The 20763-nt window shown below is 74.2% G+C and carries 17 protein-coding genes and 1 pseudogene; 7 read left to right on the forward strand and 11 right to left on the reverse strand.

Features of this window, described 5'->3' with window-relative positions; translation table 11 throughout:
• Positions 1-19: 19 nt before the first annotated feature.
• The gene (locus FM119_RS13005) at positions 20-1717 is read left to right on the forward strand and encodes an MDR family MFS transporter (protein WP_087138592.1); all 1698 of its coding nucleotides are present in this window, start codon (positions 20-22) and stop codon (positions 1715-1717) included.
• Here the strand turns inward: FM119_RS13005 and FM119_RS13010 are convergent.
• Positions 1714-3573 (reverse strand): D-apionate lactonase family protein, encoded by a 1860-nt coding sequence (locus FM119_RS13010; protein ID WP_087138593.1) that lies wholly within the window; start codon positions 3571-3573, stop codon positions 1714-1716. The two genes, FM119_RS13005 and FM119_RS13010, sit on opposite strands and share 4 nt — an antisense overlap.
• A gap of 35 nt (positions 3574-3608) precedes the next feature.
• Here FM119_RS13010 and FM119_RS13015 point away from each other — a divergent pair, with 35 nt between their 5' ends.
• Together FM119_RS13015 and FM119_RS13020 are read left to right on the forward strand one after the other, a co-directional pair.
• Positions 3609-3938, forward strand: coding sequence for a thioredoxin family protein (locus FM119_RS13015; RefSeq protein ID WP_245827504.1), 330 nt, complete (start codon positions 3609-3611; stop codon positions 3936-3938).
• A 9-nt stretch (positions 3939-3947) separates the two neighbouring features.
• Positions 3948-5108: a winged helix DNA-binding domain-containing protein gene (locus tag FM119_RS13020; protein WP_087138594.1), complete on the forward strand. Its 1161-nt coding sequence runs from the start codon at positions 3948-3950 to the stop codon at positions 5106-5108.
• Positions 5109-5118: 10 nt separating this feature from the next.
• Here FM119_RS13020 and FM119_RS13025 read toward each other — a convergent pair whose 3' ends face one another.
• On the reverse strand, positions 5119-5592 hold the full coding sequence (locus FM119_RS13025; RefSeq protein WP_087138595.1) for a GNAT family N-acetyltransferase: 474 nt from the start codon (positions 5590-5592) through the stop codon (positions 5119-5121).
• Positions 5593-5799: 207 nt separating this feature from the next.
• On the opposite strand from FM119_RS13025, the gene FM119_RS13030 reads away from it, so the two are divergent.
• From FM119_RS13030 to FM119_RS13950, 4 genes are all read left to right on the forward strand, one after another.
• Positions 5800-6585 (forward strand): hypothetical protein, encoded by a 786-nt coding sequence (locus FM119_RS13030; RefSeq protein ID WP_087138596.1) that lies wholly within the window; start codon positions 5800-5802, stop codon positions 6583-6585.
• Positions 6582-8120 (forward strand): DNA polymerase Y family protein, encoded by a 1539-nt coding sequence (locus FM119_RS13035; RefSeq protein ID WP_143822725.1) that lies wholly within the window; start codon positions 6582-6584, stop codon positions 8118-8120. The genes FM119_RS13030 and FM119_RS13035 overlap by 4 nt, the downstream gene beginning before the upstream one ends.
• A 33-nt stretch (positions 8121-8153) precedes the next feature.
• Positions 8154-11612, forward strand: a complete 3459-nt coding sequence (locus FM119_RS13040) for an error-prone DNA polymerase (RefSeq protein ID WP_087138598.1) — start codon at positions 8154-8156, stop codon at positions 11610-11612.
• 72 nt (positions 11613-11684) lie between these two features.
• Entirely contained in the window at positions 11685-11843 is a 159-nt protein-coding gene (locus FM119_RS13950) for a hypothetical protein (RefSeq protein WP_179205342.1), read from the forward strand.
• A gap of 58 nt (positions 11844-11901) precedes the next feature.
• Here the strand turns inward: FM119_RS13950 and FM119_RS13050 are convergent, their stop codons facing one another.
• The 9 genes and pseudogenes from FM119_RS13050 to FM119_RS13090 all read right to left on the reverse strand — a co-directional run bounded on the left by FM119_RS13050 (position 11902) and on the right by FM119_RS13090 (position 20762).
• Positions 11902-13092, reverse strand: a complete 1191-nt coding sequence (locus tag FM119_RS13050; protein WP_179205343.1) for a MarP family serine protease — start codon at positions 13090-13092, stop codon at positions 11902-11904.
• 127 nt (positions 13093-13219) lie between these two features.
• Positions 13220-14383 carry an N-acetylglucosamine-6-phosphate deacetylase gene (locus FM119_RS13055; RefSeq protein WP_087138601.1) on the reverse strand — a complete coding sequence of 388 codons (1164 nt, stop codon included), beginning with the start codon at positions 14381-14383 and terminating at the stop codon, positions 13220-13222.
• Positions 14380-15188: pseudogene (locus FM119_RS14435) on the reverse strand (SOS response-associated peptidase). The gene FM119_RS13055 and the pseudogene FM119_RS14435 overlap by 4 nt, the downstream one beginning before the upstream one ends.
• Positions 15189-15246: 58 nt before the next feature.
• Entirely contained in the window at positions 15247-15384 is a 138-nt protein-coding gene (locus FM119_RS13955; RefSeq protein WP_179205345.1) for a hypothetical protein, read from the reverse strand.
• A gap of 129 nt (positions 15385-15513) precedes the next feature.
• Positions 15514-16539, reverse strand: coding sequence for a zinc-binding dehydrogenase (locus FM119_RS13070; protein WP_087138604.1), 1026 nt, complete (start codon positions 16537-16539; stop codon positions 15514-15516).
• A gap of 33 nt (positions 16540-16572) precedes the next feature.
• The gene (locus FM119_RS13075; RefSeq protein ID WP_087138605.1) at positions 16573-17337 is read right to left on the reverse strand and encodes a glucose 1-dehydrogenase; all 765 of its coding nucleotides are present in this window, start codon (positions 17335-17337) and stop codon (positions 16573-16575) included.
• Between the two features lie 31 nt (positions 17338-17368).
• Positions 17369-18760 carry a GntP family permease gene (locus FM119_RS13080; protein WP_087138606.1) on the reverse strand — a complete coding sequence of 464 codons (1392 nt, stop codon included), beginning with the start codon at positions 18758-18760 and terminating at the stop codon, positions 17369-17371.
• A gap of 182 nt (positions 18761-18942) precedes the next feature.
• Complete coding sequence (locus FM119_RS13085; protein ID WP_087138607.1) at positions 18943-19707, reverse strand: sulfite exporter TauE/SafE family protein; 765 nt, start codon at positions 19705-19707, stop codon at positions 18943-18945.
• An 80-nt stretch (positions 19708-19787) separates the two neighbouring features.
• Complete coding sequence (locus tag FM119_RS13090) at positions 19788-20762, reverse strand: PfkB family carbohydrate kinase (RefSeq protein ID WP_087138608.1); 975 nt, start codon at positions 20760-20762, stop codon at positions 19788-19790.
• Position 20763 lies beyond the last annotated feature (1 nt).

Raw genomic sequence — 20763 nt, forward strand, 5'->3', positions numbered from 1 at the left:
CCCCGCGAAAGGACCATCCGTGACCGCCGCCCCCTCCTCCGGGCCCCTGCTGCTCACCCAGCGACGCATCTGGATCATCTTCGGAGCGCTCATCTCCGGCATGCTGCTGTCCAGCCTCGACCAGACGATCGTCTCCACCGCGATGCCCACGATCGTCGGACAGCTCGGCGGGGTCGACCACCAGGTGTGGCTGACCACGGCGTACCTGCTCGCCACGACGATCGTCATGCCCGTCTACGGCAAGTTCGGCGACGTGCTCGGCCGCAGGCGCCTGTTCCTCGTCGCCATCGCGCTGTTCACCGTCGCCTCGCTCGGCTGCGCCGTCGCCGGCGACTTCACCCAGCTGATCATCTGGCGGGCGGTGCAGGGGCTCGGCGGCGGAGGCCTGATGATCCTGTCGCAGGCCATCATCGCCGACATCGTGCCCGCCTCCGAGCGCGGCAAGTACCTGGGGCCGCTCGGCGCCGTCTTCGGCCTGTCCGCGGTCGCCGGACCGCTCCTCGGCGGCTTCTTCGTCGACCACCTCACCTGGCAGTGGGCGTTCTACATCAACATCCCCGTCGGCATCGCCGCCTTCGCGATCGCGTACTTCGCACTCACGCTGCCGAACAAGAAGGCGAGCAAGCCCATCGACGTCCTCGGCGTGGTGTTCCTGTCCGCCTTCACCGCCTGCCTGATCTTCTTCACCGACTTCGGCGGCGACGCGGCCTACGGCTGGGGTGCCGTGGAGACCTGGCTGTTCGGGGCGGGCATGCTCGTCTCCGCGCTCGTCTTCGTCCTCGTCGAGGCCCGTGCCGCCGACCCGATCATCCCGCTCGCGCTGTTCCGGAACCCGACGTTCATCAACGCGACGGCCATCGGGATGACCCTGGGGCTCGGCATGTTCTCCGCGATCGGCTTCATCCCCACCTTCCTGCAGATGTCCTCGGGGACCTCGGCCGCGGCCTCGGGTCTGCTGATGATCCCGATGATGGTCGGCCTGATGGGGACGTCGATCCTCTCGGGGAACCTGATCAGCGCCACCGGCCGCTACCGCATGTACCCGATCCTCGGCACGCTCATCACCGCCGGGGCGATGATCGCCTTCACGAGCCTGACGGCCGACACCCCGATCTGGCTGATCTGCGTGTTCCTGTTCGTCTTCGGCGCCGGGCTCGGGCTCATCATGCAGGTCGTGGTCCTCGTCGCGCAGAACTCGGTGTCGCCCGCCCAGGTCGGGACGGCGACGAGCACGAACAACTACTTCCGCGAGGTCGGCGCCTCCCTGGGGGTGGCGGTGTTCGGCACCATCTTCACGACCCGGCTCACCGAAAACCTCACCGGGGTGTTCGCCGGCGCAGGGGCCAGCGCGGGCGAGGCCTCCCAGTCGGCGGCGACGATCGACCCGCAGACGCTGAGCCAGCTGCCCGAGGGGCTGCGCGACGGCGTGGTCGCCGCCTACGCCGACGCGCTCGCCCCGGTGTTCTGGTATCTGCTGCCGTTCATCGCGATCGCCTTCGTGCTGTCCCTGCTGCTCAAGCAGATCCCGCTGTCCGACGTGGCCGGCCTGGTCGCCAGGGGAGAGGCCGTCGGCGGTGCGGAGGCGGAGACGCTCGAGGCCAGGGAGCGTGGCGGACTTCCCGCCACCGACGCCGGGACGCGCACGGGCGGCGAGGCGGCGACCGGCCCCGGCGGGGCGTCGCCGGAGCCTTCCCCGCGGCAGGGGGGCGAGGACTAGCCCCGCCGCACGCCCGTCCGGCCGGCGGAGGGCACGAGGTCCAGCCGGAGGGTGAGCGCGGCGGCGTCGAGCAGCAGCCGCGCGGCGTCGCCGGGGGCGATCCCGATGCGGTCCCCGTCGCCCTCCGGCCCCCTGACGTCGGCGGGGCGGCCGCTGAGCAGCTCGCAGCCGGCGACGGCACCCGGGTCGACGAGGAGGGTGTCCGCGGTCAGGTTCGACACGACAAGCTCGGCGCCGTCGGCCGTCACCGTCCCGAAGGCGAAGACCCCGGGGAGCCCCGTGGCCGGCTCCAGCAGCGGCCGGCCGCTCGCCCTGCTCAGCCACTCGATGGCCCGCGTCCCCGCGGGACCGAGACCCCGCGGGCCCCACTCCTCGCCGAGGGTGATCGAGGCGACGCCGGCCCCGGAGAGCTGCGCGGCCGAGGCCAGCAGCCAGCTCGCGGCCGCGAGGGTCCCCTGCCGTCCGTCCGTGCTGCCTGGGACGTGCTCGGGCCCGTAGCCCTCGGCGGTGTCCGACCGCCCCGACGGGATCGTGCCGGTCGTCGCGACGGCGTTCAGGCGGGCCCGCAGCGTGACGGGGCCGACGTGCAGGCGGCGGCCGTCGGCGATGGCCAGCGCCCCGTCGCGCACGGTGCGCTGGAGCGCGAGCGACTCCACCAGCTGGTGCCCGGCGAGGTCGTGCATCGTCGGGGTGATGCTGAAGCCCAGAGCGCCCGGCCAGTCCGACAGCGCCTGCGCGCCCCGGTTGAGCTCGGTGAAGTGGGCGCGTGTGCCGCCGACGAGCTCGGGGGCGGCCGTGCCGTCCAGCATCCGCTCGGCCGAGCGGAGCAGCGCGGCGGAGCCGAGCAGCCCGTCGCGACGGAACACCCCCAGCCGGTGCAGCTGACCGCCCAGCGCCGCGGCGGCGCGCAGCGGCTCGATGAGTTCCCCGTCGTCGCCGACGGTCAGCCGCAGGTCGATGGGCCTGCCCGCCGCGTCCTCGACGGCGCGGTCGAGCGCGGCGCGCCACTGCGGCTCACGCGGGTCGATCTCGACGAGCACGACGCCCGCGGCACTGGCGGGGGCCTCCGGGTGCGGGCCGTCGGGGGCGGTGGACGCCAGGACGCCGATCTCCGGGGCGCGGCCGTCCCGGCTCCGCTCCAGACCGAGCACCGCGGACGTGGGAGGGGCCGGCGCGGCCGCCCCGCGGTGCGCCGCGGTCAACCGGAGCGACTGGCGCAGCCGTCGGCCCCGCGGGTGGTGCACGGGGAAGGGCAGCCGCAGCGGTGTCGAGTAGACCTTGAACGACGCGTCGGTCCAGTTGCGCTGGTCCTCCATCTCGAACACCTCGCCGCTGAACGCCAGCTCGGCCTCGAGCCCCGCCGGCTCCCAGCGCAGGCGGGCGATGTCGACGGCGGGCTGGTGCGGCGCCACCCGCTCGGGGAGCCAGCCCTCGACGGACGCTCCCCGCTGATCGGTGACGCGGAACGGCGCCCCGCTCGCGTCCGCGGGCAGCAGGACGATGAGGCCGGCCCTGTTGCAGTCGGCGTCGTCGAGCAGCTCGACCTCGGCCTCCGCCGTCAGCACCCCGCCCTCCGCCGTGACGCGGAGGGTCATCGCGTAGCGCAGACCGTCGAGGGAGCCCGTGCCGGCCACGGTCAGTGCCTCGTCGGACACCTCGAGCCGGGACACCTCCGCCTGCGGCGTGCGCCAGTCGGCGTCCCTGACGACGACACGGATCCCGCGGAGCACGCGGCGGCCGTCGACGGCGATCTCGTCGAGGTGGTCGCCCCTGAGCAGGAGCGACCACCGGCCGAGCGTCACGGCGCGTTCCCCCGCCTCGGCGGGGGTGAGCAGGTCATCGGGGATCGACGGCATCGTCAGGTCTCTTCTCGTCGCGGTCCGGTCGCGGTGTGCGTCCAGTCTGGCAGGAGGAGGGAATCATCGCGCCCCCGCTCCGGTTGACGACGACGATGAGACTGCTCATGTACACCAGCGCGTTCTGCGGCCCGTGCGCCGTCGCGCGCCGCGTCGTCGAGCGGGCCGGGACGCTCGTCCCCTCGCTGAGTGTCGTCGAGAGGGACATCGCCTCCTGGCCGGATGAGGCCGAGCGGGACGGCGTCCGGATGACGCCGACCCTCATCGTCGCCGACGACGCCGGGACCGAGGTGTTCCGCGGCGAGGGACCGCCGAGCATGCCCCAGCTGCTTCAGGCGCTCAGCAGGGCGCTGCCGGGGGAGTAGCCTCGCGGCATGACCGCCGTGCTCTCCTGTGCCGAGGCCCGTCGCGCCCGGATGCGCGCCCTCGGGCTCCTGCCCTCCGCCGCGCGCACGCCCGGCGCCGACCCACGGCCGGCCGCGGTCGCCGGTCGCCTGCTGGCGGTGCAGGCGCAGGACCTGCCCCAGGCGCTCTGGGCGCTCGGGCTCCGGGTGCTCCTCGCGCAGGGCGACGAGGGACAGGAGGCGGCCGCGGCGGCGGCCGAGGCGGTGCGCCAGGCCCTCGCCGACGGCTCTCTCGTCCGGTCGTGGCCGATGAGGGGGACCGTGCACCTCCTTGCGGCGGAGGATCTCGGCTGGCTCCAGGATCTGGCCGGGCCGAGGGCGCTCGCCGGCTGGCCGCGCCGCCGCGGCGTCCTCGGGCTGGAGATGGCCGACTACGACAGGGCCGAGGAGCTCACGCGCGCGTTGCTGGGCGGAGGGGGACGCATCGGCAGGGCGGGACTGCTCTCCTTCTGGACGGAGAACGGGCTCGAGCTGCGCACGGGATGGTCGTATCACCTCGTCTGGGCGCTCTGCCAGAACGGGGTCACCGTCTTCGGCCCTCCCTCGCCGGACGGGCGGGGGCTCGACCTCGTCCTCGCCGAGGAGTGGCTGCCACGCCGCGCCCCGCTCGAGCGCGACGTGGCGCTGCGAACGCTCGGCCGGCGCGCCGTCGCGGGGCACGGGCCGGTGACCGGCGCCGATCTGTCCTGGTGGACCGGGCTGACCCGTCGTGACGCGCGGCTCGCGCTCACCCTCGCCGAGGAGGACGGGCTGGAGCGGGTCGTCGTGGACGGGACGGAGCACTGGTGGGACCCGGGCAGTCAGGCCGACGACTCGGCCGGCACCGGTCGCTCCGACGGTGAGCAGCTTCTGCTGCTTCCCGCCTTCGACGAGCATCTGCTCGGCTACAGGGACCGGTCGCTGCAGCTGGACCCCGCGCACGCCTCGGCGGTGATGACCTCGAACGGCATCGCGAGGGCGACCGCCGTCGTCGGGGGTCGCGTCGTCGGGGTCTGGCGTCAGCGCGAGGGTCGCGTCGACGTTCTTCCGGGGGAGGACGCGGCGTTGCCGCCGCACCTGCTCGGAGCCCCGTTCGCGCAGCGCGCGGAGCAGTTCGACGGGTTCCGCGCGGCGCTGCCTGGCCTGGGGTGAGCCGCCCCTCTCAGTGACCTGAGGGCTCCGGCTGCCGGTCGTGCGCCAGGGGCAGGCGCATCGGCAGGTGGGGGATGCGGTCCTCGAGGTAGTCGTCGCCGTCCCTGACGAAGCCGAACCCGCCGTACCAGCGCTCCAGGTGCGCCTGGGCGCCGATGACGACGGCGTCGGCCCCCGCGCACAGCTCCACGCCCGCGCGCATGAGCTGCCCGCCCACGCCGCGGCCCCTCGCCGCGGGGTCCGTCGCGACGCGACCGATCCGCCTGACCCGGGATCCCGTTCCGAGGATGCGGATCGTTCCGAGCACCTCACCGTCCTCCTCCGCCCAGACCAGGAGGGTGTCGGGGGCCAGGTCGAGGCTGTCCAGGTCCGGGTAGGCGCAGTCCTGCTCGACGACGAAGGCGTCGACGCGGATCTGGAGGATGCGGTAGAGCACGCGGGGGTCGAGCTCGGACAGGGGGCCGCTGTTCACCGTGATCGCCATCGGAGCAGTCTACCGACGGCGGGGCGGCCCGTCGCGCCCGTCATCGGGTGCGGTGTGCCTCGTCGCGCGCTGCGCTGCGCCCGCGTCGCGCGGCGCGGTGTGCCCGGTGCGCTGAGCGCTGCGCGCTGGCGGATGACGGTGGTGTGCCGGAGCATGGACACGTCGCCGGGTTTGACATATTCGAACACATCTTCGAATAATGAAGGCATGGTTCCCGCCCCCGCCTCCGCCGCGACTCTGGTCGCACCGAGCAGAGAGGTGCTCGACGGGCTCAGGGCGCGCATCGGTCAGATGCAGGGGACTCCGCCTCCCGAGCGGGGCTTCCCGCTCTCCTCGGCCTTCGAGCCCCTGCTCCCCGGCGGGGTGCTCGGCCACGGCCGGGTGTACGCGACGCCGCACGCCCTCTCGCTCGCGGTCGGCCTGGTCGCGGGGGCGAGCGCCCAGGGCGCATGGTGCGCCGTGGCGGGTGTCCCCGACTTCGGGGTCGAGGCGGCGCTGGCCGCCGGGGTGTCGGGGGAGCGGCTGGTCCTCGTGCCGGAGCCCGGTGCGCACGCGCTCGCCGTCGTCTCCGCGCTCGTCGACGTCGTCGGGGTGGTGATCGTCGGGCCGGGCCTGCGCCTGAGCGCGGGGGAGCTGTCACGTCTGCAGGCCAGGCTCCGCGACCGCTCGGCCAGTCTCGTCGTCGTCGGCGACTGGCCGCAGCCGGAGGCACGGCTGCGGACGCAGGCCATCCGATGGAGCGGCCTCGGCCGGGGGTGGGGCGGCCTCGGCGCGCGCGAGGTCGAGGTGGTCGTCGAGAGCAGGGGGGCGGGACGCCCGCGGGGCTGGCTGCTCCGGGTCGATGCGGAGGGCAGGGCGGTCGGCTCGTCCGCCCTGCGCGACGGGGCGGGGGCGCGGACCGGACGCATCGGGGGCGAGAGGGGGCCCGTGCTCGTGCCGGCCGGGGCGTCGTCCGTGTCGTCCCCACCGGAACGCTGGGCGGCGGCGCGGTGAGCGGGCCGGTGCGCACGATGGCCGTCCTCGCCCCCGGCTGGGTCGTCGACGCGGCGGCCAGGAGGGCAGGGGCAGACCCGGACGGCCTGATCGCGATCTCCCGGGGCGACCGGATCCTCGCCGCCAGCGCCGCCGCCGCCGCGGCGGGGGTGGAGGAGGGCATCCGTCTGCGCGAGGCCCAGTACCGCTGCCCCGAGCTCGTGCTCCTCGCCGAGGACGAGGGCACGGCGATGCGCGACTTCTCGCCCGTCGTCGCGGCAATCGAGGACGCCGTCCCCGGGGTGCAGCTGCTGCGCCCCGGGCTCCTGCTCGTGCGCGCCCGCGGGGCCGCCCGCTACTACGGGGGCGAGCACGAGGCGGCCGGGCGGCTGGCCGAGGCGCTGCTCGCCGCGGGCAGCAGAACTGCCCGGGTCGCCGTCGCCGACGGCCCCTTCGCCGCCCAGACCGCGCTGCGGTTCACCTCCGCCGTCCGGCCCGTCCTCGTCGTCTCGCCCGGCCGCAGCGCCGAGATGCTCGCCGGGCTGCCGCTGAGCGTTCTCGACGAGCCCGAGCTGGCCGCCCTGCTGGCGCGGCTCGGCGTGTCCAGGCTCGGCGAGCTGGCGGCGCTGGACGAGGAGTCCGTCGCCGCGCGCTTCGGCCAGGGAGGGCGGATCGCCTGGACGCGTGCCTCGGCCAGGGAGGAGGAGGGCGTCGTCCCCCGTGTCGTTCCCCCCGAGTGGACGAGGACGCGCCGCTTCGAGCCGGCGGCGGAGCGGGCGGACGAGATCACCTTCCGCATCAGGACCGACGCGGAGGAGCTCGTCGCCGCGCTGCTCGAGGCCGGACGCGTCATCACGGTGCTCCGGGTGGTCATCGTGACCGAGCACGGCGAGCAGGACCGGCTGTGGCGCCACCCCCGGTGGTTCCGCCCCTCCGACGTCGTCGACCGCGTGCGCTGGCAGCTCCAGGGCTCGGGGGGAGCGGCGCTCGAGGCCGCCGTCGCCGAGCTGCGCATCGTGCCGGAGGGGCTGGACGCCGCGCACGAGCACCAGAGGGGGCTGTGGGGTGCCGGTGGTCAGGAACGCGTGTCCGGCGGGTTGGCCCGTGTGCAGAGCATGCTCGGGCACGAGGGCGTCCTGATCCCTCACCTCAGCGGTGGCCAGGCCCTCGCCGACCGGGTCAGGCTCCTGCCGTGGGGGGAGGCCCCGGCCGAGGGCGAGGACGCGCTCAGGGAGCGCCGGTCCCGGCCGTGGCCCGGCCGGCCGGTCGGCCCCGCGCCGAGCCGTGTCCTCGGCGCCGGTCCCGCCGTCGTGGTGTGCGACGGCGACGGCGCCCCGGTGACGGTCGTCGGCGACCGGCTGAGCGCCGAGCCGCAGCAGCTGAGACTCGGCGGCGCGGACGAGGCGGTGACGGCGTGGGCGGGGCCCTGGCCGGTCGGCGTGCGCTGGTGGGAGGGCCAGGCGGCCCGCTTCCGGCTGCAGCTCCTCACGGCCCAGCACAACGCCTACCTGCTGACGGGGTCGAGCCACTGGCACCTGGAGGCCAGCTATGACTGAGCGCGCGCGAGCGGGGCGGGGCGGGGTCCGCTGATGGGGTTCACCAATCCGCCGATGCCGTGGTCGGAGATCGAGCGCGGGCTGTCCCACGTCAGCCGCCCCGGCGGCTCCGTCCCCGACGGCGGCGACGGCCCGGCCTTCTCGCGCAAGCGCGAACCGTACCGGCCCCCGGAGGCCGCCGAGCGGGACGCCTCGGCCGACGTGCCCTACGCCGAGCTGCACGCCCACTCCAGCTTCAGCTTCCTCGACGGCTCGTCCTCGCCGTCGTCCCTCGTCGAGGCGGCCGCCTCCCTCGGGCTGACCGCCCTCGCCCTGACCGACCACGACGGCCTCTACGGGGCGGTGCGATTCGCCGAGGCGGCCGAGGCCCACCCCCGGCTCGCCACGGTCTTCGGCGCGGAGCTCCACTGCGGGGTGACGGGGCTGTCCGCCGGGGTCCCCGACCCGGAGGGCGAGCACCTCCTGCTCCTGGCCAGGGGGAGGGAGGGCTACCACCGCCTGTCGGGCATCATCACGGACGGGCAGCTCGCCGAAGGGGCACAGAAGGGCGCCCCGCTGTTCGACCTCGACGGCGTCGCGGAGCAGGCGGAGGGCCGGCTCATCGCGCTCACCGGATGCCGCAAGGGGGCGGTGCAGGGAGCGCTGCGCCGCGGGGGCGAGTCCGAGGCCGCCGCCGTCTGCCGCGCCCTCGTCGAGCGCTTCGGCGCCGACAACGTCCTCGTCGAGCTCTGTGACCACGGGCTGCCGGAGGACAGCGCCCGCAACGACGCCCTCGCCTCCGTCGCGGCCCGGCTCGGCCTGCCCGTCGTCGCCACGACGGGGGCGCACTACGCCGGGGTCGACGACGCCCCCCTCGCCGACGTGCTCGCCGCCGTCAGGGCGAGGCGACCGCTGGCGGAGATGGAGGGGTGGCTGCCGCCGGGCGGCGCGCGCCGGCTCCGCTCCGGCGCCGAGATGGCTGAGCGCTTCCGCCGTCACCCCGGGGCCGTCGCGGAGACGGTCAGGGTCGCGGAGGAGGCCGCGTTCCGGCTGCGCAGCGCCACCCCCGGGCTGCCGAAGGAGCTCACCCCCGACGGCCGGACGCCCATGGACCACCTGCGCGCGCTCGTGTGGGAGGGGGCCGCCGAGCTGTACCCCGACATGGACGAGCCTGCGCGCAGCCGGATCGCCAGGGAGCTCGCCGTCATCGAGCAGAAGGACTTCCCCGGCTACTTCCTCATCGTGCACGACATCGTGCGCTTCGCCAGGGGGAGGGGGATCCTCTGCCAGGGCAGGGGCTCGGCCGCGAACTCGGCCGTCTGCTACCTGCTGAGGATCACCGCGGTCGACTCGATCCGGTACCGGCTGCCGTTCGAACGGTTCCTGTCCACGCTGCGCGACGAGGAGCCCGACATCGACGTCGACTTCGACGCCGCCCGCCGCGAGGAGGTCATCCAGTACGTCTACACCCGCTACGGCCGCCGCAACGCCGCCCAGGTGGCGAACGTCATCAGCTACCGCCCCGCCTCCGCGGTGCGCGACGCGGCGAAAGCGCTCGGCTACAGCACGGGCCAGCAGGACGCCTGGTCGACCCAGATGGAGCGCCGCGGCTCCCGCGTCGACAGCGAGGACCACACCATCCCCGACGAGCTGGTCGCGCTGGGCAACCGGATGCTCACCCTGCCCCGGCACCTCGGCATCCACTCGGGCGGCATGGTGCTCACCGACAGGCCGGTCGGCGAGGTCTGCCCCATCGAGCACGCGCGCATGCCGGGCAGGACGGTGCTGCAGTGGGACAAGGACGACTGCGCCTGGATGGGCCTGGTCAAGTTCGACCTGCTCGGCCTGGGCATCCTGTCCGCGCTCCAACACGCCTTTGACATGGCCGACGAGCACTGCGGCGAGCGCTGGGACCTGCAGAGCATGCCCAAGGAGGAGCCGGCCGTGTACGACATGCTCTGCCGTGCCGACGTCATCGGGGTGTTCCAGGTCGAGAGCCGGGCCCAGATGGGTCTGCTGCCGCGGTTGCAGCCGCGGGAGCTCTACGACCTGGTCATCGAGATCGCCATGATCCGGCCGGGCCCGATCCAGGGCGGCGCGGTGCACCCCTACCTGCGCCGACGCCGGGGGGAGGAACCGGTCGAGTACCTGCACCCCGACCTGGTGCCCGTGCTCGAGCGCACGCTCGGGGTGCCGGTCTTCCAGGAGCAGCTCATGCAGATGGCCATGATCGTCGGCGGCTGCAGTGGCGAGGACGCCGACCTGCTGCGCAGGGTGATGGGGTCCAAGCGCGGGCAGGAGCGGATCGAGTCGCTGCGCGAGAAGCTCTACGCGGGGATGGCGGCGCGCGGCATCGGCATCGAGGACGCCGACCGGGTGTACGCGACGATCCAGGCCTTCGCCAACTTCGGCTTCGCCGAGAGCCACTCGATCAGCTTCGCCCTGCTCGTGTACGCCAGCGCCTGGGTGCGGCTGCACTATCCCGCCGCGTTCCTCGCGGCGCTGCTCGCGGCTCAGCCGATGGGGTTCTACTCGCCGCAGAGCCTCATCGCCGACGCCAAGCGCCGGGGGGTGCGGGTGCTCGGGCCCGACATCCTGCGCTCCCAGGCCGGTCCCGCCCTGGAGCGTGCCGAGGGGGCGTCCTCCGCGCCGACGGGGATGCCCTCCTGCCTGTGCGCCGATCCGGGTGCCGCCGGTTCCGCCGGTTCCTCCGGTTCCGCCGGCGCCGAGGGGGAGCGCCCGGCGCCATTCGACCCCGCGGCGCCCGACCGCTCGGCCGAGCACCGACGGGACGGGCACTGCGCGGTCCGGCTCGGGCTCGACCAGGTCGGAGCCGTCGGGAGGGCGACAGCGGAACGGATCGTCGCCGAGCGGGAGGAGTCGGGCCCCTATCTCGACCAGCACGACCTGGCCAGACGGACGGGTCTGAGCGCCGCCCAGCTGGAGGCGCTCGCCGCGGCGGGGGCGTTCGGCGGTTTCGGGTCATCGCGGAGGGAGGCGCTCTGGACGGCAGGCCAGGCCGCGGGGGAGCGTCCCGACCAGCTGGCTGGCACGGCCGTCGTCATCCAGCCGCCGCTGTTCGGCCTGCTCGACGACCACGAGCGGATGGTCTCCGACCTCTGGTCGATGGGGGTGTCGGTCGGGGAGCACCCGGTCGCCCACCTGCGCGGAGGACTGCGCGCCGAGGGGGTCCTCTCGGTCGCCGAGCTCGCCGAGCTCGCCGGGGCCGAGCAGGGGCGGCGCGTGTGGGCCGCGGGGGTGGTCACGCACCGCCAGCGTCCGGCGACGGCATCGGGGATCACCTTCGTCAACATCGAGGACGAGACCGGGCTGCTCAACGTCGTGTGTTCCCCGGGGGTGTGGTCGCGGTTCCGGCGCACGGCGCGCACGGCGGCGGCCATGCGGGTGAGGGGGGTCCTCGAACGCTCGCCCGAGGGCGTCGTCAACCTCGTCGCCGACGAGCTGCAGCCGCTGTCCACCGGGGTGCGCACACGGTCGAGGGACTTCCAGTGACGGGCGCCGTCGCGCGAGAGGGGCCGGATGCCCGTGGTCGGGCGGCCGCGGGGCTCCGGTTATGCTGTGAGCATGCTCTTCTTCGTCGCGATCGTCCTGTTCCTGGGCGGGATGTACCTGTTCAGCCTCGCCTTCACCGTTGCGAGCTTCCAGGCGCTGATCTTCTGCCTCGGCCTGCTGCTGATCGTGCTGTCGATCGCGATCCCCCTCCGGGTGGCCAACCGCCGCTGAATCGCCGACGCTGAACCGCCGACGCTGTACCGTCTGCCGCTCCGCCTCGGCGGCGTGATCAGCCGGCCGTCTCGCAGCTGCCGCTCGGCACCGTCTTGACCAGGGAGGGCGCCTCGGCCACCACCGGTGTCAGCTCGGCCATGGTCACGGCGTAGGCAATGTCACCCTCCGTGCGCGAGGTGCCGAAGACGACGCCAGCGACGGCGCCGTCCGTGGTGAGCACAGGGCCGCCCGAGTTGCCCTTCTTGACGCTCGCGGCGAGCGTGTAGGCGTCGCGCGTGACCGTGTCCGCGCCCGTCGTGCTCAGTGTCAGGGGCCCGGCAGCGAGCACCGATGCACCGCCGACCGCGAGCGGTCCGCCGAGCGGGTGCCCGGCGACGACGGCCTCGCTGCCGACGCCGAGCGTCGCGCTCAGCGGCAGCGCGGAGGTCTCGGTGCTCTCCACGGCGATGACGGCGAGGTCTGCCTCGGCGTCCCAGTAGACGACCCTGCCCGCCGAGGGCAGCTCGTTCGGCAGGTCGACGACCGGCCGGTCGACGCCGGCGACGACGTGGGCGTTGGTGACGATCCGGCCGGGGGCGACGACGAAGCCGCTCCCGGTCATGTTCACCCCGCACTCGGCTGCGGTCCCCGAGATGAGGGCGACCGAGTCGAGCGCGGTCTCGACTCCCTCCGTCGAGACGTCGACGGCGGGGGCGGCCACGCCGTCGAGCGCGGGCGCGTCGACGGTGTCGACGACCCAGGCCGGTGCCTCGGCGATGAAGGCGTCCCTGGCCTCCGACAGCGCCGTCGCCAGCGGTGCAGGGGTGAGCCCCTGGATGGTCTGGACGATGCGCGAGCCGGCGACCGCGGGCGTCAGCCACGGCGTGCCGAGGGCCGTGATCCCGCTGCTGATCAGCAGGATGGTGAGCGCCCCGACGGCGAGCGATGCCGCGGCCCCGGCGAGGCGGTCGATGAGGCCGAGCTTGATCTTGCGCGCGCCGGTGCGGAACAGCGTCCCGATGATCGAGCCGATCACGGCGCCGCCGGCGACGAGAACGACGGTGGCGGCGATCGCCGCGGGGACGCGCCAGGAGGGATCGGGGACCCAGCTCATCAGCGCGGGCAGCGTCAGGTAGGTGGCGACCGCGCCGAGCCCGAGACCGGCCAGGCTCCCCAGCACGCGGAAGAATCCCGACGACCACCCGCGCAGCACCGTGCCCAGCAGCGCGAGCGCGAGCAGGATGTCGATCACGAGCGCAGCGGTCACACGTGTCCTTCCGGGGTGCCGGGGTGGGGGAGAGACCATTTTCTCGTACGAGCTTGATGATCACCTGGGTTCGGCCGCGCCCCGGCCGGATCGTGACCTGGCGGTGACCTGGGCCCGCGCCTGCCCGTCAGCGCAGGCGCGTGCCGTCGGCCCAGACGCCCCTGACGCCGAGCTCCGCGTTCAGCAGCACGGCGTCCGCGGCGAGTCCCGGCGTGAGCGCTCCGACGCTCCCGTCGACACCGAGGACGCGCGCGGGGACGACGGTGAGGGCGTCGACGGCGTCGACGAGGCTCATGCCGAGCTCCGAGACGGCGCGGCGCAGGGCGACGTCGAGGGTGTCCGTCGCTCCGGCGAGGGTGCCGTCGGCCAGGCGCGCGACGCCGCGTTCGACGCGGTAGGGGACGCCGGCGAGCCGGTAGCCGCCGTCCTCCGCCCCCGTCGCCGCGAGGGCGTCCGACACGAAGGCGATCCGCCCGCGGCCCGCGGCGATGAGGAGACGGGCGGTGTCGTCGTGCAGATGGGTGCCGTCCCCGATCAGCTCGAGCACGACGCGGTCGTCGGCGAGCGCGGCACCGACGGGGCCGGGCTCCCTGGCCGCGATCGGGGCCATGGCGTTCAACGCGTGGGTGACGAGCCGGGCGCCCGCGGCGATCGCGGCGGCCGTCCGCTCGCCGGTCGCGGCGGTGTGGCCGACGGCGGCGACGACGCCCCGGCCGTGGAGGAGCCGGATCGCATCCAGGGCGCCGGGCAGCTCGGGGGCCACGGTCACCTGGAGCAGCGCGTCCCCTCCGGCGGTGAGGAGTGCCTCGACGAGCGCGGGCTCGGGGTCGCGCAGCAGCGTGGCCGCGTGCGCGCCCGAGCGCTCGGCGGAGAGGAAGGGCCCCTCCAGGTGAACACCGAGGACGAGGGGATCGGCCGCGACCGCGTGGCGCAGTTCGCGCAGGCGTGCGAGCAGGTCCTCGACGGGCGCCGTGGCGAGCGAGACGACGCTGCGGGTGGTGCCCGCGGCGCGGTGGGGGGCCAGCGCGGCCCGGAGGTCCGCTCCGGGCGCGGAGACGTCGATGCCTGCCCCGCCGTGGCAGTGCAGGTCGACGAAACCGGGGGTGAGGGTCATCCCCTCGGCGTCGACGATCTCGGCGGGTGAGGAGCCCCGGTCTGTGGCCGTCGTCCAGCCGGTCCCCGTCCCCCTCTCGCGAATGCGTCCGTCGTCGAAGAGCAGCCAGGCATCCTCGGTGACGACGCCGTCGCTGATCGCCCGGACGGAGTGGATGAGGGTGCGCGGCGCGGTCACGGTGCGCCCGTCGTCGCCGGGCGTCCCGGCGTGCCGGTCCCCGTCGTCTCCGGTCCCGCCGCAGCGTCCGGTCCCGCCGCAGCGTCGGGTCCCGCCGCGGCGTCCGGGAGCGGACGGAGCAGCGCGGGGCCGTCACCCCGCAGCGGCGCGACGGGGAAGGAGAGCAGCGACCGGGCCAGGGGCGCGGCGGCCGCGACGACCTCGTCGACGAGCGCGGCGTCGCCGTGGATCGCGGGGTCGATCCAGTCCCGGACGAGCGCGCCGGGGAGGATCAGCGGCGTGCGGTCGTGCAGCGCGGCGATCGGCCCGACCGCCTGACGCGTGATGACGGTCGCGGTCAGCCGCCACGGGCTCTCCCGGTCGGGCCGCCACCACGAGTACAGTCCGGCCATCGCGAGGGGGCGTCGTCGGGGGCGTGGACGACGTGGGGGATCCGGGAACCCTTCGGGCCCGACCATTCGTAGTACGCGCTCGCGGGGATGACGCAGCGGTGCGCGGCCACGGCGCCGCTCCAGCTGCGCGTGGTGGTCAGCGTCTCGGCCCTGGCGTTGAAGGTGGGGTAGCTCAGCCGCGGCGTCGTCGCCCACGGGGGCAGGAGCGACCACAGCCCCTCCAGGACGCGGGGGGCGACGGCCCCGCCCGGCCGCAGGGCCGTCTCCAGGAGCACGGCGATGCTCTGGCCGGGGGAGATGTTCCAGGACGGCCGCCAGCCCTCGGGCGCCCAGGAGTGGGGGGTGTTCCCGTCGAGGACCCACTCCGTGATCATCTCGTCGACGCGGTCGTCGAGGGCGAATCGTCCGCACATGCCTTCAGACTAGGGCCAGCGCTCGTGCGCGGCGAGCGCCGTCGTCCGGCCGCCGGTGTCAGAGCGTGGTGAGGGAGACGAGTCGCCAGCCCTCGGGGACCTGCTCCTCGGCCAGGCGGCGGACCTCGTCCAGGTCGTCGCCCTCGACGAGGAAGGTGCGTGTCTCCGCAGGGCCAAGGACGACGGTCAGCTTCATGACTCCAGGGTACCGGCCCGGGTGTCGCGGGCAGGGCGGTCGGCGGGTCGCCGCACCCGGCGCGGCCGGTCGCCGGACGTGCCGGAGCCCGCCCCCGGCGGGGACGGGCTCCGGCACGGATCGTCAGCGTCAGCCGCGGACGTCCTCGGGCCACACGGCCACGACGACCTTGCCCGACGCCGAGGAGTCACGGGCGAAGCCGAAGGCGGCGAGCGTGTCGTCGGCCGGGACCTCGTGCGTGATGACGTCCTCGATCCCCGGGACGGCGTCGAGGAGCTCGATCGCCGCATCGATCTCGTCGTTGAAGCGGAAGGTGCCGAACACCGACAGCTCCTTGGAGATGAAGGGCGCCAGGTTGACCGGACGCGGCTCGTTCGGAACCATCCCCACCTGGACGACCGTGCCGGCGATGCGGGCGGCGGCGAACGCCGCTGAGACGGAGGCAGCGACGCCCGAGCACTCCAGGACGACGTCGTACGCGGACGCGGGGATCGCGTCGCGCGTCACGTTGAACCCGGCCGAGGCGCCGAGCGCCGCCGCACGGGCGAGCGGCCCGTCGAGCACGTCGGTCGCGTGGACCTCCGCGGCGCCGGCGGCGACGGCCGCGGCGACCGAGAGCAGGCCGATCGGGCCCGAGCCGGTGACGAGGACCCGCTTGCCCTCGACCGACCCGGCCTTGGACAGCCCGTGCAGGGCGACGGCGAGCGGCTCGGCGAGCACGGCGCGGCGGACCGGAAGGGTCGGCGGGAGCACCCGCACCATTCCGCGGTCCACGAGCAGGTACTCGCTCAGCGCGCCCTGGGTGTGCGGCGTGGTCGAGGCGCTGCCGAGGTAGGCGCCGTTCGGCCACAGGTGACGCTTGCCCTCCAGCTCGGGTGTGGGCGTGCCGAAGGTGGCGGGGTGCACGGTCACGGGCGTGCCGACCGCCAGCTCGCCGCTCGGGTCGAGGTCGACCCGGCCGGACACCTCGTGGCCGGGGATGAGCGGCTCCGCGACGACGAAGGCCCCGTTGGCTCCCTCGTAGTAGTAGTGCAGGTCGGACCCGCAGATCCCCACGTAGTCGACCCGGATCCTGAGCTGGCCCTCGCCCGGCTCGGGGGTCGGCGTCTCGCGGAGGCTGAGGTCCTCTTTGCCGTTGATGAACGCTGCGCGCATGGCGCCCTCCTGTTCCTGTTCGTGCTTCTCGGGTCAGACGACCGCGGTCATGCCGCCGTCGACGAAGATGTTCTGCCCGGACACGAAGCTGGACGCGTCCGAGCTGAGGAAGATCAGCGCGCCCCTGAGCTCGTCGAAGGAGCCCCAGCGGTGGGCGGGGGTCCTGTTGACCAGCCACTCGTTGAACGCGGGGTCCCCGACGAGGGCCGTGTTCATCTCGGTGGCGAAGTAGCCGGGCGAGATGGCGTTGACCTGGATGTTGTGCCTGGCCAGGTCGGCGGCCATGCCGCGGGTCAGCTGCACGACGCTGCCCTTCGTCGCCGAGTAGGGCGCGATCGTCTGGCGGGCCAGCAGCGACTGGACGGAGCCGATGTTGACGATCTTGCCCGAGCCCCTGGCGATCATGGCCGGGGCGAGGAAGCGGGACACGTAGAACACCCCGCTGAGGTTGGCGGCGACGATCGCGTCCCAGTCGGCGACGTCGAACTCGGCGAACGGGGCCCGGCGCTGCAGGCCCGCGTTGTTGACGAGGATGTCGGGCACGCCGACCGTCTCGACGAGGTCGGCGACGGCCGCTTCGACGGCGTCGGCGTCGGTCACGTCGACGAGCACGGTGTGCACGGGATGCTCCGACTTCTCGGCGACGAGCTGGCGGCTGCGCTCCACCGCCTCCGCGTCGCGGCCGTGCACGATGACGCGTGCGCCGGCCTCGGCGAGGGCGAGGGCGAGGGCCTGGCCGAGGCCCCGCGAGGATCCGGTGACGAGCGCGAGCTTGCCCGCGACGCTGAAGAGCTCCATGGTGTCCTGTCTCCTGTGCTGATCGGTGGGTCTAGAAGATCGAGGCGACGCCGTAGATCGCCAGCACGAAGGCGAAGGCGACGAGCGACTCGATGGTCTGCTGTACGGTCCAGGTCTTCAGCGTGGTCTTGACGTCCATGCCCATCAGGCGGCCGACGAGCCAGAAGCCGGAGTCGTTGACGTGGCCGGCGAACACGCTTCCCGCGGCCGTCGCGAGGGTGATCGCGGCGATCTGGAACTCGTTGAAGCCGCCCTCGAGGACCGCGGGGGCGACCAGGCCTGCGGCGGTGACGAGCGCGACGGTGGCCGAGCCCTGCGCCAGGCGGATGACGACGGCGATGACGTAGGCGGCGATGATGACGGGCATGCCGAAGCTGTCCAGGGTGTCGGCGAGGGCGTCGCCGATGCCGGACTCGCGCAGCACGGCGCCGAACATCCCTCCGGCACCGGTGATCAGCACGACGGAGCTGATCGGCCCGAGCGCCGAGTCGACGATCTTCTCGATGGCGCTGCCCTTCTCTCCGCGGCGGAAGCCGAGGACGATGGTGGCGACGACGACGGCGATGAGCAGGGCGACGGGGGAGTTGCCGAGCAGGATCGCGATGCGGGCCCAGAGTGCGCTCGTGTCGACGACTCCGGCGCTGCCGAGCGAGGTGAGACCGGTGTTGAGGAAGATGAGCAGCATCGGCAGCAGGAGCAGCAGGATGACGGTCGACACCTTGGGCGGGTTGCTCGGCAGGTCGTCGTCCTTCTCGCCGAACAGCGCGGGGACGGGGAGCTTGATGCGGTTGGAGACGAACTTGCCCCAGGCGTAGCCGGAGAGGTACCAGACGGGGAACACGATGATCAGGCCGAGCAGCAGCACGATGCCGAGGTTGCCGCCGTAGAACTCGGTCGCGCTGACCGGTCCGGGGTGCGGCGGCAGGAACACGTGCATCACGGAGAACGCGGCTGCGGCGGGGAGGCCGAACAGCAGGACGTTGTTGCCGGAGACGCGGCGCGCGACGGCGAACACGATGGGCAGCATCATGATCAGCCCGGCGTCGAAGAACATCGGGAAGCCGAGGATGAGCGAGGCGATGCCGAGCGCGAACGGGGCGCGCTTCTCGCCGAAGACGGAGACGAGCTTGTCGGCGAGGGCCTGCGCGCCGCCGGAGTGCTCGACGAGCCGGCCGAGCATGGCACCGAATCCGATGAGCAGTGCCACGTTCGCCAGGGTGCTGCCGAAGCCGGTCGTGGCGACGCTCGCGATGTTCTCGAGCGGGATCTGCGCGGCGACGGCGGTCAGCAGCGACACGATGACGAGGGTCAGGAAGGCGTGGACCTCGAACCTGATGATGAGGACGAGGATGAGCGCGATGGCTCCGGCGGCGATGGCCAGCAGGGGGGCGGCGCCCAGTACCGGGGTCCAGTCTTCTTCCATGGGGATCTCCGTTGATGAATGGAATGTTCGGGTCGTGCGTTCGGTCGCCGGGACGGACCGCGGGCCGGCGATCGGACGGGGCGGCCGTCGTGGCCGGTCGTCGTCAGGCTCCTGAGAGCATTTCACAAAGATCGTACGTAATACAAGTTGTCATCGTACTTATCACCGTGGCGTGGTCCGCGTCAGAGGAACGCCGAGGCGACCGCGACGGCGGCGGCGAGGACGAGGGCGGACAGGACGAGCGACTCGTAGCGCGCCGCGTCGAGCCGGCCGAACAGGCGTGAGCCGAGCAGGTACCCCGCGCAGGCCGCGAGCGCGGGCCAGACGATCCCCGCCGGAACGGCGAACGTCCCGGCCGCCAGCAGTGCGGCGACGCTGATCGGCGCGCGGACGAGGTTCACGGCGACCAGGGTGTCCCTGATGCTCGACGGATCGCTCAGCCGGCGGGTCAGGTAGAGCACCGTCGGCGGGCCCGCGAGCGTGGTCGAGGTCCCGAGCGTGCCCGAGGCGAACCCGGCCGCCGCGCCCCACCCCCACGAGACCGGGCGCGATGCACGGGGCGCCCGCCTCTGCAGCACACGGTGCGCGACGGCGAGGACGACGGCCGCGGCGACGACGAGCAGGAGCGCGCGCTGCGGCAGGACGCTCAGCAGCCACGCGCCCAGCACCAGGCCGGGCACCGACGAGAGCACGAGCACGGCGACCTCGCGCGGCGCCGCACGCCTGCTCCCCGTGCGGCGAACCAGCAGGATGAGCACGTCGACCGCCGTGCCGCAGATGATGATCGTGCTGACCGCCTCGGGGCCGCCGAACACGGCGGTCAGCACGGGGGCGCTGAGGATGGCGAAACCGAAGCCCGTGGTGGTCTGCAGGACCGCGCTGGCGAACATGATCAGGACGAGCAGGGCGGTCGTGCCGGGCTCGGGGATCGCCAGGAGGTGGTCCATGCCCCCACGATAGCGACGCCGCCGTCCGCGGCCCGGTGCCTCGCTCCGCGCTGTCCCGGGGTGCGCGGCGGGCGCGCCGGTCAGCCGTCGGTGCGCGCCCCCTGGCCGGTGGAGGGCACGGCCGCATCGAGCTCGGCGCGCGTGGGCGGCTCGGCCCCCGCACGGCTCACGGTGACGGCGGCGGCCGCCGCGGCCCGGCGGAGCACGGCGGCGATGTCGGCGGTCGCGAGGGCGGTGAGCCGGTCGGCCGCCCCGGGGCCGGACACCCCGAGCGTGAGCAGCCCGTCCAGCAGCGCCCCCATGAGCGTGTCGCCGGCGCCGACGGTGTCGACCACGTCCACCGGAACCCCGGCGATCTCGACGTCGACGCCGCGGTGGACGGCGAACGCACCTCCCGCGCCGAGCGTCACCACGACGAGCGCCGCGCCCTCCTCCGCCCACGCCCTGGCCACTGCCCGGGGGTCGGCCCCGGGGTGCAGCCAGGCCACGTCCTCGTCGCTGGCCTTGACGACGGCGCTCCGGGCGCGGAGCAGGCGCACGCGCTCCCTCACCGCATCCGCGCCGTCGTCGGGGATCAGCAGGGGACGGATGTTCGGGTCGAAGCTGATCAGCGCCGTCCCCGTGGCGGCGTCGACGGCCGCCGCGACGGTGGCCGCGTCCGGATCGAGGAGCGAGGAGATCGAGCCGACGTGCAGGACCTCCGCGGCGGTGGGGCCGTCGGATCGCAGCCGTGCGGACAGGACGAAGGTGTACTGCGCCGCGCCGTCGGAGCCGAGGACGGCTGTCGCCGTGGACGTCCGCTGCGAGCGGAGGCCGCGCACGGTCACCCCGGAGGCCGTCAGCCAGTCCGCCACCCGCGTGCCGCGTGCATCCTCGCCGAGCGCGGTCAGCAGCTGCGGCGACCGGCCGAGCCGCCCGAGGGTGAGTGCCACGTTCGCCGGGCTTCCGCCCGGGGACTCGGTGACGCTGCCGTCGGGGCGGTGGACGACGTCGACGAGCGCCTCGCCCACGACGAGCGTGACCGGGCCGGCGGCGGGGAGGGACGGATCGGGCAAC

It is taken from the genome of Mycetocola reblochoni REB411, from assembly GCF_900163835.1.
Lineage (GTDB): Bacteria > Actinomycetota > Actinomycetes > Actinomycetales > Microbacteriaceae > Mycetocola_B > Mycetocola_B reblochoni.